The sequence below is a fragment of the Mesorhizobium sp. M0001 genome, from assembly GCF_040324255.1.
Classification (GTDB): Bacteria; Pseudomonadota; Alphaproteobacteria; order Rhizobiales; family Rhizobiaceae; genus Mesorhizobium.
Genome location: NZ_JAMYVS010000006.1, coordinates 37,947 through 52,667 on the forward strand (window position 1 = coordinate 37,947; position 14,721 = coordinate 52,667).

Here is a 14,721-nt window from a genome sequence, read left to right on the forward strand (position 1 = left end):
ATGCCCGATCCCACCGCGGAACCCGAGAACATCCATGCCACCGCAGTCCTGATTGGCGAGCGGGGCGTCCTGATCACCGGGCCGTCCGGCTCGGGCAAGACAACGCTGGCGCTGGCGCTCATCGACCATTTCAGCCGGCTCGGGCTGTTTGCGCGGCTGATCGGCGACGACCAGCTGTTTGTCGCGGCGCGTTTCGGGCGGCTGGTCTGCCATGCGCCCGCCAGCATTGCCGGCCTCGCAGAGGTGCCCGGACTTGGTCCGAAGCCGCTTTTGTTCCAATCTGTGGGAGTCATCGACCTTACGATCCAGCTGGTTGCCGCTAACGCTGTGGAGCGTTTCCAGGAAGAGTCGAGCGCGACCATTGCCGGCTGTGTGGTGCCGCGCATCGACCTCGTTCAGCGCAACGTCACTGCGGCTTTGCCGGCGGTAATGGCGCGGCTGGCGATTGCGCCTTTCGTATGATCCGCCGCCGGTTTTTTGCTGCAATGCGTCAAATTGGCCATGGCCGACGCAATTTTGGGCTTGTCAACGCGCCGCGCGTCGACAAGATAGCGCTCCCGCCGCCTGGGATGGCCGGCGAGCATAAAAAGCGCCTGTGAAGCGGCGATGACGGGAGCCACCATAGAATGATCGGACTCGTGCTTGTAACGCACGGTCAACTGGCCGCCGAGTTCCGCCATGCCGTGGAACATGTCGTGGGGCCACAAGACAATTTCGAAACCGTGGCAATCGGCGCCGACGACGATATGGAGCAGCGTAGGCGCGATATCGTCGACGCCGTCGGCCGCGTCGACACCGGGACCGGCGTCATCGTTCTGACCGATATGTTCGGCGGCACGCCTTCCAACCTCGCCATTTCGGTGATGGAATCCGGTCGCACCGAGGTCATCGCCGGCATGAACCTGCCGATGCTGATCAAGCTGTCGTCGATCCGCAAGGGCGACAACATGGCGACCGCGCTCGACGAGGCGCAGGCCGCGGGGCGCAAATACATCAACGTCGCAAGTCAGCTGCTGAGCAGCAAATGAACGCGCTGTCGCCCGGTGAGATCGTGCGCGAGTTCCCGATCGTCAACCAGCGCGGCCTGCATGCGCGCGCCTCGGCGAAGTTCGTCCAGGTCGCCAGCGGCTTCGACGCCACCGTCCATGTCGAGAAGGATGGTCTCAAGGTCGGCGGCACCTCGATCATGGGGCTGATGATGCTGGCGGCGAGCCCCGGTTATTCGATCCGCGTCACCGCCAGCGGCGCTGAAGCCGCAGCGGCGATGGACGCGCTGGAGCAGCTGGTCGCCTCGCGCTTCGGCGAAGAGTGCTGAAGTTTTTGCTTTGGACGCCGTTGTCCCAAAACCGCGGGATACTTTTGGGCGGCATGCATCCCCGTAAAACACATACGCGCATAAAGATTTCTTTATATCCCATTGTCGTCTTGGCGGCGATCTGCTAGTCAGGCCGGCATCCCGCGCCCTTGGACGCGCCGTGTGGCGCAGGCGCATTCTGAAGACAAATCACACCGGAGCACTGCCATGACAGGTAGCAAGGACTATGTGGTCGCCGACATCTCGCTTGCCGGCTGGGGCCGCAAGGAACTCGATATCGCCGAAACCGAAATGCCGGGCCTGATGGCCTGCCGCGAGGAATTCGGCGACAAGAAGCCGTTGAAAGGTGCGCGCATCACCGGCTCGCTGCACATGACCATCCAGACTGCGGTGCTGATCGAGACGCTGAAGGCGCTTGGCGCCGATATCCGCTGGGCCTCGTGCAACATCTTCTCGACCCAGGACCATGCGGCCGCAGCCATCGCCGAGGCCGGCATCCCGGTGTTCGCCGTCAAGGGCGAGTCGCTCGAGGAGTATTGGGACTACACCGACAGGATCTTCCAGTGGGCCGATGGCGGCCTCTCCAACATGATCCTCGACGATGGCGGCGACGCCACCATGTACATACTGATCGGCGCCCGCGCCGAGGCCGGCGAGGACGTGCTGTCCAACCCGCAGAGCGAGGAAGAGGAATACTTCTACGCCCAGGTCAAGAAGCGCCTGAAGGCCTCACCCGGCTTCTTCACCAAGCAGAAGGAAGCCATTCGCGGAGTCACCGAAGAGACGACGACGGGCGTCAACCGGCTCTACCAGCTGCAGAAGAAGGGCCTGCTGCCCTTCCCGGCGATCAACGTCAACGACTCGGTCACCAAGTCGAAGTTCGACAACAAATATGGCTGCAAGGAATCGCTGGTCGACGGCATCCGCCGCGGCACCGACACCATGATGGCCGGCAAGGTTGCGGTCGTCTGCGGCTATGGCGACGTCGGCAAGGGCTCGTCGGCTTCGCTCAAGGGCGCCGGCGCCCGCGTCAAGGTCACCGAAGTCGATCCGATCTGCGCGCTGCAAGCGGCGATGGACGGCTTTGAAGTCGTCACGCTGGAAGATGCCGCACCGACCGCCGACATCGTCATCACCACCACCGGCAACAAGGATGTCGTCACCCTCGACCACATGCGCTCGATGAAGGACATGGTGATCGTCGGCAATATCGGCCACTTCGACAATGAGATCCAGGTCGCGTCGCTGCGCAACCTGCAATGGACCAACGTCAAGCCGCAGGTCGACATGATAACCTTCCCGGACGGCAAGCGGATGATCCTGCTGTCCGAGGGGCGCCTGCTCAACCTCGGAAACGCGACCGGTCATCCGAGCTTCGTGATGTCGGCTTCGTTCACCAATCAGGTGCTGGCGCAGATCGAGCTCTACACCAAGCCCGGCCAGTACCAGAACCAGGTCTATGTGCTGCCCAAGCACCTCGACGAGAAGGTGGCGCGTCTGCATCTCGACAAGCTTGGAGCCCGCTTGACCGAACTTTCCGGCGAACAGGCCGCCTATATCGGCGTGACCCCGCAGGGTCCGTTCAAGCCGGAACACTACCGCTATTAGCCAAAGCGGCGTTTACCACTAGATATTGAAGCCGGGCGATTGACTTTTCGCCCGGCTTCTTTTTTGCGCGGATGATTCTTCACGCCGATTCCAGCACGCGCTATTGTGCTGATTCGTGGGCCGGGGACGAGGCCGGCGTACGCATCGAGAGCATGATTCGAACCGAAGGACCGCGTCAGCGAAAAGTGGGAAGCGGTTTTCGGAAAAAATCATGCCCTTTAGAAAAGAGTTAGGTCAGAAGGGCGTTTCCATCAAACGTGATCCTGATCTAGGCGGTCTTGCATTCAGGCGGCGAAGAGGACCAAGGCATGCCGGGGGAAAACCCGCCTCGCGCGGGATCGGCCGTTTCCGGCGGCCATGACGATTCCGATAGCAATGGCTCCGTCACGACAGGCGGTGGCCTGAAGAGGCGCGTTGGCGCCCGCACCGCCGGCTTTCTTGCCACCTCAGCTCTTGCCGGCCCGCTCACCTCGTTTGCCGCCCATGCCGAGCCGGCCATTGCGCAGAAGGCCGGACTGTCGGTCAGCGCGGTCGAAGTCATCCAGCTCGCCATGTTCGTCGGCGTCATGGGCGCGGCACTGGTCTCGGCCATCTTCCTGATCCGCGAAAGAGCCCGCACCTCGGCGCAGAATGTCGAACTCAGAGCCCGCATTGCCGACATCAATGCGGCGCTGCAGCGCTCCGAGGCGCTGCTCAATCTGCGTGACCAGCGCGTCATCGTCTGGGCGTCGGAGAACAAGAAGCCGGAGCTGATCGGCACGCTGCCGCTGGAAAGCGGTGCGCCGGACGACCGTGCAGCCTTCCTCGCCTTCGGCCGCTGGCTGATGCCGCGCTCGGCGGCGGCGCTCGAAAATGCCGTCGCTGGTCTGCGCGAGAAAGCGAAACCCTTTGATCTCGTGATCGAATCGCAGGCCGGGGCGCCGCTTGAAGTGCATGGCCGCAAGAGCGCCGCGCATGTGCTGGTGCGCTTCGTCTCGCTGTCGGAGACGCAGCGAAGCCAGGCCAGGCTGAAGATCGAGAACCAGCGGCTGGCCGCCGACTACGAGACGATGATCGGCCTGCTCGACGCCTTGCCGATGCCGGCCTGGCTGCGCGCCACCGACGGGCGGCTGAAATGGGTCAACCGTGCCTATGCCGGAGCGGTCGAGGCACCGAACGCCGAGACCGCGGTGCGCGAAGCCAAGGAATTCCTCGGCGCCCAAGCGCGCGAACAGATCGCCGCGCAGCACAAATCGCGCCCGATCTTCGAACAGACGCTGTCGACGGTGATCGAGGGCGACCGCCGGGTGTTCGCCGTCACCGACTTCGCCGGTGCCGACGGCTCGGCCGGTCTTGCCTGCGACACCAGCGCCACCGAAACCATTCGCGGCGAATATGAGCGCACGGTGCGCAGCCATGCCGACACGCTCGACCAGCTCAACACGGCGGTGGCGATCTTCGATGCCAACGAGAAGTTGCGCTTCTTCAACCAGGCGTTCCAGAAACTGTGGGGGCTGGACCCGGGCTTCCTGCACAGCGCGCCCGACAATGCGCTGCTGCTCGACCGGCTGCGCAGCGAAGGCAAGATCGCCGAGCAGCCGGAATGGCGGCGCTGGAAAGAAGGCCTGCTTGGCGCCTACCGCGCGGTGGAATCGCAAGAGCATTGGTGGCATCTGCCCGACGGCAAGACCATCCGCGTGGTGGCCAACCCGCAGCCGAAGGGCGGCGTGACCTGGGTGTTCGAGAACCTGACCGAGAAGATGGACCTCGAAAGCCGCTACCAGACGGCGGTGCGGGTCCAGGGCGAAACGCTCGACAATCTGGCCGAAGGCGTCGCCGTGTTCGGTCCCGATGGGCGGCTGCGCCTGTCGAACCCGGCCTTTGTCGCGCTGTGGGGACTGAGCCAGGATGTGATCAAGCCCAACGTCCATGTCTCGGCGATCCGCGATCTCAGCGACCAGCGCGCCGTCGACAGCCCGTGGGGCGGGTTCGTCGCCGCCATCACCGGTTTCGACGACGAGCGCCGCGACCGCCATGGCCAGACCGAACTGAAGAACGGCACAGTGCTCAGCTACGCCGTCATCCCGCTGCCCAACGGCCAGGTGATGATGACCTTTGTGGACGTCACCGACAGCGTCAATGTCGAGCGCGCGCTGAAGGACAAGAACGAAGCGCTGCAGAAATCCGACCAGCTGAAGAACGAGTTCGTGCAGCATGTCTCCTACGAGCTGCGCTCGCCGCTGACCAACATCATCGGCTTCACCGAGCTTCTGTCGCTGCCGGCGACCGGGCCGCTCAGCCCAAAGCAGCGCGAATATGTCGAGCATGTCGGCTCGTCATCCTCGGTGCTGCTCACCATCGTCAACGACATACTCGACCTCGCCACCGTCGACGCCGGCATCATGCAGCTCGACATTTCGGAAGTAAGCGTCGAGCGCACCATCGAGGCCGCGGCCGAACTGGTCGCCGACCGGCTGCAAGAGCATTCGATCAAGCTCCGGATCGACGCCGCTGCGGCGCCGAAGAGTTTTCACGGCGACGAGACCCGGGTTCGCCAGATCCTCTACAATCTGCTCAGCAACGCCGCCAATTACGCGCCGGAGGCGAGCACTATCACGCTTGCCTGCCGGCATTTGGAGCAAGGTGTGGAATTCTCCGTCCATGACAACGGCCCCGGCATGCCGCCGGACCTGCTCGATTCGGTGTTCCGCCGCTTCGAGCCGCGCACCAATGGCGGGCGCCGGCGCGGTGCGGGCTTAGGCCTGTCGATCGTCAAGAGCTTTGTCGAGCTGCACGGCGGCAGCGTGCGCATCGAGACCGGCAAGGACAAGGGCACCACCGTCATCTGCACCTTCCCCGATGCACCGTCGGGCATCCGCGCCGCGGCCGAGTAGCGCGCTCGATGACTGTTGTTGTGCTGGAGCGTTTTCTCGCCGACGAGGCTGCGACCGCAAGGCTCGGCGAAGACCTGGCCATGGCGCTGCGGCCGGGCGACGTGCTGGCGCTCAAGGGCGATCTCGGCGCCGGCAAGTCGACGCTGGCGCGGGCCCTGATCAGGGCGCTGGCCGATGATGCCGGCCTCGATGTGCCGAGCCCTACCTTCACCTTGGTGCAAAGCTACGACACGCGCATCCCCGTGCACCATTTCGATCTCTATCGCCTGTCCTCGGCCGGCGAGATGGACGAGCTGGGTTTCGACGAGGCGCTGCTGCAGGGCGCTGCCCTTGTCGAGTGGCCGGAACGGGCGGAGGCCGCTCTTCCGAGAACGTCGATCTGGATCGAACTCGTCCATCAGGACGAAGGACGATTGGCGAAACTATCGGGCCAAGGCGTTGCCTTCGAACGCGTGGCGCGATCGCTGGCGATGCGCGATTTCCTCAAAACGGCCGGTTGGGGCGACGCCGCGCGGCGCCATTTCGTCGGCGACGCCTCGGCGCGCTCTTACGAGATTGTTTCGCTCGCCGGCCTTGCGCCGCGCGTGCTGATGAATTCGCCAAGGCTGGTGCTGGGGCCGCCGGTGCGCGACGGCAAGCCCTATGCCGTGATCGCCCACACGGCGCAGTCGGTCACCGCTTTCGTCGCCATCGACAAGGCGCTGCTGGCGCAAGGTGTCAGTGTCCCAAAAATCCATGCCGAGGATCTCGAACGGGGCTTTCTGCTGCTGGAGCATCTGGGCTCGGAAGGTTTTCTCGACGGCAATGATGAGCCGGTGGCCGAGCGCTACGCGGCAGCGGCCGAATTGCTGGCGATGATGCATGGGAAGACCTGGCCGCAGCGCATGGAGGCCGTGCCGGGCGTCTTCCACGAGGTGCCGCCCTTCGATCGCGCCGCCATGCTGATCGAAGCCGATCTCTTGGTCGATTGGTATGTGCCGATGGTGACCGGCAGCCCGGCAAGCGAGGCTTTACGCGCCGGCTATCACAGGGAATGGAACGCGGTTCTCGATCGGCTGGACACACAGGAATACACGCTGATGCTGCGCGACTTCCATTCGCCCAACATCATCTGGCGCGGTGACCGCAAAGGCCACGACCGGCTGGGCATCGTCGATGTCCAGGACGCGCTGATGGGTCCGGCGGCCTATGACGTTGCGTCGCTGGCCATGGATGCCCGCGTCACCGTTTCGCCCGATATCGAGCAGCGGACCGTGGACGCCTATGTCGCTGCGCGCCACGCCGCCGGCGGCTTCGATGAGGACGCCTTCCGCGCGGCCTATGCGATCATGGCGGCGCAGCGCAATTCGAAGATCCTCGGCATTTTCGTGCGGCTCGAAAAGCGCGACGGCAAGCCCTATTATCTCCGACACCTGCCGCGCATCCGCGATTATCTCAGGCGGGCGCTGGCGCACCCGGCGCTGGCTCAGTTGAAGGAGTTTTACATGGCACATGGCCTGCTGGAGGAACGGCTCCCGTGACCTTGACCACAGCGATGGTGCTGGCGGCTGGTCTTGGCAAGCGCATGCGGCCGATCACCGACACCATGCCGAAGCCGCTGGTGCGGATCGCCGGCAGGACCTTGCTCGACTGGGGGCTGGACAGTCTCGAAGCGGCCGGCGTCGAGAAAGCCATCGTCAACGTGCACTATTTGCCGGACCAGATCGTCGCCCATATCGCCCACAGGCGGGCGCCAAAGATCGTCATTTCCGACGAGCGCGACGCACTGCTGAATTCGGCGGGTGGCATCGTCAAGGCATTGCCGCTGCTGGGCAGCGACCCCTTCTACATCATCAACGCCGATACGTTCTGGATCGACAGCGGCCAGCCCAGCCTCGAGCGCCTTGCCCTTGCATGGGACGGCGCGAAAATGGATATTCTGCTGATGCTTACCGATCTCGACTCGGCCACCGGACACGGTGTCGGCACGGATTTCCTGATGGCGCCGGATGGCGGCCTGCGGCGCTCGAAAGGCGATCCGGCCGGGTTGATCTATGCCGGAGCGGCAATCGTCAATCCCGCCATCTTCAGGGATGCGCCGGCCGGGGCGCATTCGCTCAACACCTATTTCGACAAGGCAATCGCCTCTGGCCGTCTGTTCGGCATGCAGATGCGCGGAAGCTGGATCACCGTCGGCACTCCCGACGCCATTCCGCAGGCGGAAGCGGCCGCCGCCGAAGCTCTCGCGAAGGTGGTATGAGCGGCGCGCGCCGCGTTCTTTCGATCCCGCCCGGAGCGCCATTCCTGCCGACTCTGGCCGAGGCCTTGCTGGCCGGACGGCTGGTGCCCGGCTTCCGGTTCGACGGCGATCCGCTGGCGCTGGCTGATGTCACCATCTATGTGCCGACACGGCGCGCGGCCCGTGCGCTGCGCGGCGCTTTTGTCGACGCGCTTTCGGGACCGGGGGGGAGCCGCCGTTCGGCGATCCTGCCGGTCATCCGCCCGCTCGGAGAGTTCGACGAGGACGAAGCCGCCTTCGACGCCGGCACGCCGACCGAGCTTGAAATGGCGCCGCCGATCGCAGCCATCGAACGCCTGCTGCTACTGGCGCCGCTGGTGCGGGCCTGGAAGCGCACCTTGCCGGCGCATGTCCTTGATATGTTCAACGAAGAGATCGTCGTGCCGGCCTCCGCCGCCGATGCGATCTGGCTGGCGCGCGACCTCGCCCGGCTGATGGACGAGATCGAAACCGAAGGCACGGACTGGACCAGGCTTGCCGATCTGGTCACCGGCAATCTTGCCGGATGGTGGCTTGTGACGCTCGATTTCCTCCGTATCGTCACCGAGGCCTGGCCGAAATTGCTGGAGGAGCGCGACCGCTCCAACCCGGCCGCGCACCGCAATGCGCTGATCCGGCGCGAGGCGAAGCGGCTGGAACGCAACCCGCCCAAAGGCCCGGTGATCGCCGCCGGCTCGACGGGCTCTATTCCCGCCACGGCCGAACTGCTTGCCACGGTCGCCAGCCTGCCCAACGGCGCCGTGGTGCTGCCCGGGCTCGATGGGATGCTGGACGAACCGTCTTTTGCCGCGATTGGGGCGCCCGGTGCGCGGCCGGCACTGCTTGGCCACCCGCAATACGGCATGGCCAAGCTGATCGGCAAGATTGGCGTGCTGCGTGGCGATGTCGAGGAAGTGGTCTCCGCCGAGCCCGCACTGGCGCTCCGCGCGGCCCTTGTCGGCGAGGCGCTGCGGCCGGCCGAGACCACGGAATTATGGGCCGAGACCCGCATATGCTTCAACGCCGTAGACATCGCCGAGGCCTTCGCCGACGTGACGCTGGTCGAAGCCGCCAGCGAACGCGACGAGGCGGCGGCGATCGCCATCGCGCTGAAAACCGCCGTGGAACAGCCGGGGCACAGGGCAGCGCTCGTTACCGGCGACCGCGGGCTGGCGCGGCGCGTCTCGGCCGAGCTGTTGCGCTTCGGCGTGATCGCCGACGATTCCGGCGGCACGCCGCTCGCCAACACGCCTGCAGCCAGCCTGCTGCGGCTCACACTTCACGCGGTATTCCGGCCGGGCGATCCCGTCGGCCTTTTGTCGCTGCTCAAGCATCCGCTGCTCGGGCTCGGACTTGAGCGCACCGGCGTGCGCCATGCCGCCGAGCTCATCGAACTCGTGGCGCTGCGCGGCGGCACCGGACGCCCCGACATCGCCGCCTTGCCAGCACTGTTCGAGGAGCGTCTCGCCGGGCTGAGCGGGGACAAGCGCCAGCCCTTCTGGTTTTCGCGCCTGAGCGTGCGCGGCATCGACGATGCCCGCGAGCTGCTGAGCCGGCTTGTGGCGGCGCTGGCGCCGCTGACCGCCTTTCGCGGTGAAGAGAATGCCGATCTCGTCGCGTTGACCAGAGCGAGCGTCGCCGCGCTGGAAAATCTCGGCCGCACGGCGGAGGGCAGCCTGGCTGAATTTTATGCCGGCGACGCCGGCGAGAAACTCGCCGAGCTGCTGCGCGGTGTGGTCGCCGCGTCTGCATCGTTCGACTTCCCGGCCGACGAATGGCCTGATGTGATGGACGCGCTGGTAGCACCGGAAACGGTCAAGCCGGGGCAAGGCACAGACCGCAACATCGCGATATGGGGCGCGCTGGAGGCACGGCTGCAGAATGTCGACACGCTTGTCATTGGCGGGCTGAACGAAGGCGTGTGGCCACGCAAGCCGGAAAGCGATCGCTTCATGTCGCGGTTGATGAAGACCGGCATCGATCTCGAGCCGCCAGAGCGCCGTATCGGCCTTGCCGCCCACGACTTCCAGATGGCGATGGGGGCGAAAAAGGTGGTGCTGACGCGCTCCGCCCGCGCCGGCGACGCACCGGCGGTGCCTTCGCGCTGGCTGCAGCGCATCCTCACCTTCATCGGCAAGGATCCTGCAGCCGCACTGCGCGGACGCGGCGACGAATTGCTTGCCTGGGCGCGCGCGCTCGATGCCGGCGAGCGGCAGCATTTCGCGCCGCGACCGCAGCCGAAACCGCCGCTGAGCATGCGGCCCACCCACTTCTCGGTGACCGAGATCGAGACGTTGCGACGCGACCCCTATGCGGTCTATGCAAGGCGTATTCTGAGCCTTCTGCCGCTCGAGCCGGTGATCCGCGATCCCGGCGCGGCCGAGCGCGGCACGCTGTTTCATGACATCCTGCATCTGTTCTCGACAGAGGTTGCGGACCCGCGCGCGCCGGAAGCCCTGGAGCGCCTTATCGCCGCCGGCCGGACCTGCTTTGCCGAGATCGCCCTGCCCGCCGATGTCGAGGCTGTGTGGTGGCCGCGCTTCGAAAAGCTTGCCGCCAACATCATCGAATGGGAGCGCGGCCGCGCTCCCGCCGTCGCCCGGCGGCATGCCGAGGAGCGCGCCGAAAAGACCGCTGTCGGCCGCACCGGCGTGACGCTGTCCGGCTATGCCGACCGCGTCGACCTTTTGGCCGGTGGCATGGCCGACATTCTCGACTACAAGACCGGCTCGTCCCCGTCCAAGGCGCAGGCCCACACGCTGCTGGCGCCACAGCTGGCGCTCGAAGGGGCGCTGCTCCGGCGCGGCGCCTTCAAGGGGCTTGGCGCGCGCGAGCCCTCCCAGCTCGCATTCGTGCGGCTGAAGCCGAATGGCGAAGTGTTCGAGGAATCCATCCTCGACTACAACCGCCAGCCTCGGACCGCCGAAGACCTCGCCGAGGAGGCTTGGGCGCGGTTGGAAAAGCTGCTGGTCCACTATGCCGATCCGACGACCGGCTATCTGTCGCGGGCGCTGCCTTTTCGCGAGGGCGAGAGCGATGGCGATTACGACCATCTGGCGCGCGTGCTCGAATGGTCGGCCGGCGGCGACAGCGATGACGAGGCGGGGGAGGCATGAAAAAAGCCTATCCCATCCCCAGCGAAACCGCCGCCAGCCAGGCGCGCGCCTCCGACCCGAAGAACTCGGCCTGGGTGTCCGCCAATGCCGGCTCGGGCAAGACGCATGTGCTGGCCCAGCGCGTCATCCGGCTGCTGCTCAACGGCACCGATCCGTCGAAGATCCTGTGCCTGACCTATACGCGGGCGGCCGCCGCCAACATGTCGAACCGCGTGTTCTCGACCCTGTCGGAATGGACGGCGCTCGGCGATGCCGAGCTTGCCACAAAGATTGAGGCGGTGGACGGCCGCCGACCCGACCGCGACACGATGCGGCGGGCGCGCCGGCTGTTTGCCGAAGCGCTGGAAACGCCGGGCGGGCTGAAGATCCAGACCATCCACGCCTTCTGCGAATCGGTGCTGCACCAGTTTCCGCTGGAGGCCAACATCCCGGCGCATTTCGAAATGCTCGATCCGCAGATGGAGGCCTCGCTATTTGCTGGCGCCCGCCGGGACATGATTTCGGGCACGTCAGCCGGAGACACCGGACTGGCCGAGGCCTTTGCCACCGTGCTGGAGCGCGGCGGCGAACACGGACTCGATGCGCTGCTCGCCGAAATCGTGCGCAAGCGCGACGGCTTACGCGGCTTCATCGGTGCGGTCCGGCGCGACGGCGGCGGCTTTCAGGCCCTGTTCGACGAATTCCATTTTCGCCCCGGGCGGAGCGCCGAAGACATAGCGGCATCGGTATGGCCGCTGCCGGGTTTCCTGCCGGACTTCTTTGCAGTGTTCGCCAGTGCCGCCGAGGCCGCCGACGCCCGCACCGTGCTCAACAATCTCTTGCCCTATGCCCGGTTGGCCTTTGCCGAGACGGACCCGACCCGCCGGCTGCAGATGCTCGGCAAAGCCTTTCTCAAGGCCGATGGCGACCCCTATGATCCCTCAAAGTTGTTCAAGAAGGCGCTGCTCGGCCGGCTGCCCGACCTTCCCGAGCGCTATCTGGCGGCCGTCAAGGCGATAACAGACGTCTCCGACCGGCTGGCGCTGTTCCGGATGCTGGAAGGCACGGTCGCGGCGTTGACCATAGCCGACTGGCTGATCGTGCGGTACGAGCGCCTGAAGCGCAGCCGCGGCTTTCTCGATTTCAACGACCTCATCACCCGCACCGTCAACCTTCTGGCGCGGCCCGATGCCGGCCCCTGGGTGCAGTACAAGCTCGACCAGGGCATCGACCACATCCTGCTCGACGAGGCGCAGGACACCAGCCCCGACCAATGGGAGGTGGTGAAGCGGCTGGCGGAGGAGTTCTTTGCCGGCCACGGCCAGCGCGGCACGGCCAATCGCACGGTGTTTGCCGTCGGCGACGAAAAGCAGTCGATCTATTCCTTCCAGGGTGCCGCACCGGATTCCTTTGCCGACAGCCGGCTCTTGTTTTCCGGACGCGTGAACGCAGCCAATGCTTCGTTTGCCGACCTGAAACTGACCTGGTCGTTCCGTTCGACCGACGACGTGCTTGCCGCAGTCGACCGCGTCTTTGCCGATCCGGGCGTGCGGCGCGGCATCAGCCACGACCCCGATCCGCTCGACCACAAGGCGATCCGCAACGACGCGCCTGGCTATGTCGAGGTCTGGCCGTCGCTCGGCGCTGACGCCGTCGAGGAGCCCGACGACTGGACGTTGCCGGTCAATCATGCCAGCGCGCCGGCTGTGCGGGTGGCCGAGCACGTGGCTGCGACCATCCAGACCTGGCTCAAGGACCGCGAGATCATCGAGGGCAAGGGACGCAGGCTGAGGGCCGGCGACATTCTTGTGCTGGTGCGCAAGCGCGACCGCTTCGTCCATGCGCTGTCGCGCGCGCTGAAGGACCGCGATATTCCCGTCGCCGGCGCCGACCGGCTGAGCCTGCCCGGCCACATCGCGGTCAAGGACCTGATCGCACTCGGCCATTTCCTCATCCAGCCGCAGGATGACCTGTCGCTCGCCGCCGTGCTGCGCAGCCCGGTTTTCGACGTGTCGGAGGAGACGCTTTTTACGCTTGGCGCCGGACGGCCAGCCGGAACATCGCTGATCGCCTCATTACGCCAGCATGCTGGCGACAATACCGCGCTGACCGATGTCGTTGCCCGGCTCGACGGCTGGGCCAACGAGGCGGCGTTCCGGCCGGTGTTCGAATTCTACGCCGGGGTGCTGGCGCGCGACGGCCTGCGCAAGAAGATGATCGCCCGGCTTGGACCGGAAGCCGGCGATATTCTCGACGAGTTCCTGAGTTTCTGTCTGGCCGAAGAACGCACCGGCTTGCCGGGGCTGGAGGCTTTCCTGGCGACGCTGGAAAACACCGGCCCGGAGATCAAGCGCGAGATGGACCAGACGCGCGACGAGGTCCGCGTCATGACCGTGCATGCCGCCAAGGGCCTGGAAGCGCCTGTTGTCTTCCTGGTCGATGGCGGTTCGGCGCCGTTCAGCGACCAGCATCTGCCGCGGCTCATGCCGTTCGACGCTTCGGGCCGCAATTTCGACGGCAAGGGCTATCTCTGGCGCTCGGCCGCCGATGTCGCCAACGGCTTCTCCAAGGCGGCCTCGGCCAGGGCGCGGGAGCTTGCCGACGACGAATACCGGCGGCTGCTCTATGTCGGCATGACGCGCGCCGAGGACCGGCTGATCGTCTGCGGCTATCACGGCAAGCGTCAGCCCAGCACCGGCACCTGGCATTCGATTGTCAGCCGCGCGCTGCTTGCCGCGCCGGAAAGCACGGAGCGCCGCCACCCCGCCAGCAGCGAGCCGGTGCACCGTTTCGTCATGACCAAGCTTCCGCCGGTGGCGCAAGCGGCAGCCGACGAGTCGCGGCTGCCGCAACAGGTGCCGCCGCTGCCGGTGGGCTTGTTCCGGCCCTTGCCGCCTTATGAGGAGCTGCCGCGCCCGCTGTCGCCTTCCGGCGCGGCGGCGCTGATCGACGAGGCCAAGGAAGCTGTTGTCGATACCCGCTCGCCGGTGCTGGACAGCGAGGCGGAGCCGGGCTTTGCGGTGATGCGCGGGCTGGCGCTGCACAAGCTGCTGCAGATGCTGCCCGGTTTTGCCGAAGACGAACGGCAAGGCGCGGCGGCGCAGTATCTCATTCGAGCCGGCGCCGACTGGCCGGAGGCCGAGCGCAACAAGGCGCTGGCTTCGGTGATGGCGATCCTCAGAGATTCGCGTTTTGCCGGGCTGTTTTCGCCGTCGTCCCGCGCCGAAGTTGCTGTGATGGGCAGCCTTGAGGTCAAGGGCAGGCTGCGCTCGATCTCCGGCAAGATCGACCGGCTGGCGGTGACGCCCGGGCGCGTATCGATCGTCGACTACAAGACCAACCGGCCGGCGCCCGCAGGCCTGGCCCAGGTGCCGCCGGCCTATATCCTGCAGCTGGCGCTCTACCGCGCGCTGCTCCAGCCGCTTTACCCCGGCCGCGCGGTGACGGCAGCACTGCTGTTCACCGAGGCACCGAGGCTTATCGAACTGCCGGTGCAAGCGATGGATGACGCCCTTGCCCGACTCACGGGAGCGTGACACAAGTTCTGCTTGAAGAAGGGCTGCTGAACCACCA

Annotated in this window: 9 protein-coding genes; all 9 read left to right on the forward strand. The window is 65.9% G+C overall.

From position 1 onward, the window contains the following. The 9 genes from NKK50_RS18165 to addA all read left to right on the forward strand — a co-directional run bounded on the left by NKK50_RS18165 (position 1) and on the right by addA (position 14,684). The gene (locus tag NKK50_RS18165) at positions 1–462 is read left to right on the forward strand and encodes an HPr kinase/phosphorylase (RefSeq protein WP_023687429.1); all 462 of its coding nucleotides are present in this window, start codon (positions 1–3) and stop codon (positions 460–462) included. A 164-nt stretch (positions 463–626) separates the two neighbouring features. Beyond that, entirely contained in the window at positions 627–1,028 is a 402-nt protein-coding gene (locus tag NKK50_RS18170) for a PTS sugar transporter subunit IIA (protein ID WP_023672304.1), read from the forward strand. Next, positions 1,025–1,315, forward strand: a complete 291-nt coding sequence (locus NKK50_RS18175; protein WP_023672303.1) for an HPr family phosphocarrier protein — start codon at positions 1,025–1,027, stop codon at positions 1,313–1,315. The genes NKK50_RS18170 and NKK50_RS18175 overlap by 4 nt, the downstream gene beginning before the upstream one ends. Positions 1,316–1,522: 207 nt before the next feature. Continuing rightward, positions 1,523–2,923, forward strand: a complete 1,401-nt coding sequence (gene ahcY / locus NKK50_RS18180; protein WP_023681401.1) for an adenosylhomocysteinase — start codon at positions 1,523–1,525, stop codon at positions 2,921–2,923. Between the two features lie 308 nt (positions 2,924–3,231). Continuing rightward, a complete protein-coding gene (locus tag NKK50_RS18185; protein ID WP_023672300.1) occupies positions 3,232–5,796 on the forward strand; it encodes a sensor histidine kinase in 2,565 nt (854 codons plus the stop codon). 8 nt (positions 5,797–5,804) lie between these two features. Continuing rightward, positions 5,805–7,316: a tRNA (adenosine(37)-N6)-threonylcarbamoyltransferase complex ATPase subunit type 1 TsaE gene (tsaE, locus tag NKK50_RS18190; RefSeq protein ID WP_023672299.1), complete on the forward strand. Its 1,512-nt coding sequence runs from the start codon at positions 5,805–5,807 to the stop codon at positions 7,314–7,316. A gap of 14 nt (positions 7,317–7,330) precedes the next feature. Next, positions 7,331–8,035: a nucleotidyltransferase family protein gene (locus tag NKK50_RS18195; protein ID WP_031197320.1), complete on the forward strand. Its 705-nt coding sequence runs from the start codon at positions 7,331–7,333 to the stop codon at positions 8,033–8,035. After that, the gene (addB, locus tag NKK50_RS18200; protein ID WP_352543728.1) at positions 8,032–11,169 is read left to right on the forward strand and encodes a double-strand break repair protein AddB; all 3,138 of its coding nucleotides are present in this window, start codon (positions 8,032–8,034) and stop codon (positions 11,167–11,169) included. Before NKK50_RS18195 ends, addB begins: the two co-directional genes overlap by 4 nt. Continuing rightward, positions 11,166–14,684, forward strand: a complete 3,519-nt coding sequence (gene addA, locus NKK50_RS18205) for a double-strand break repair helicase AddA (RefSeq protein ID WP_352543729.1) — start codon at positions 11,166–11,168, stop codon at positions 14,682–14,684. Before addB ends, addA begins: the two co-directional genes overlap by 4 nt. Positions 14,685–14,721 lie beyond the last annotated feature (37 nt).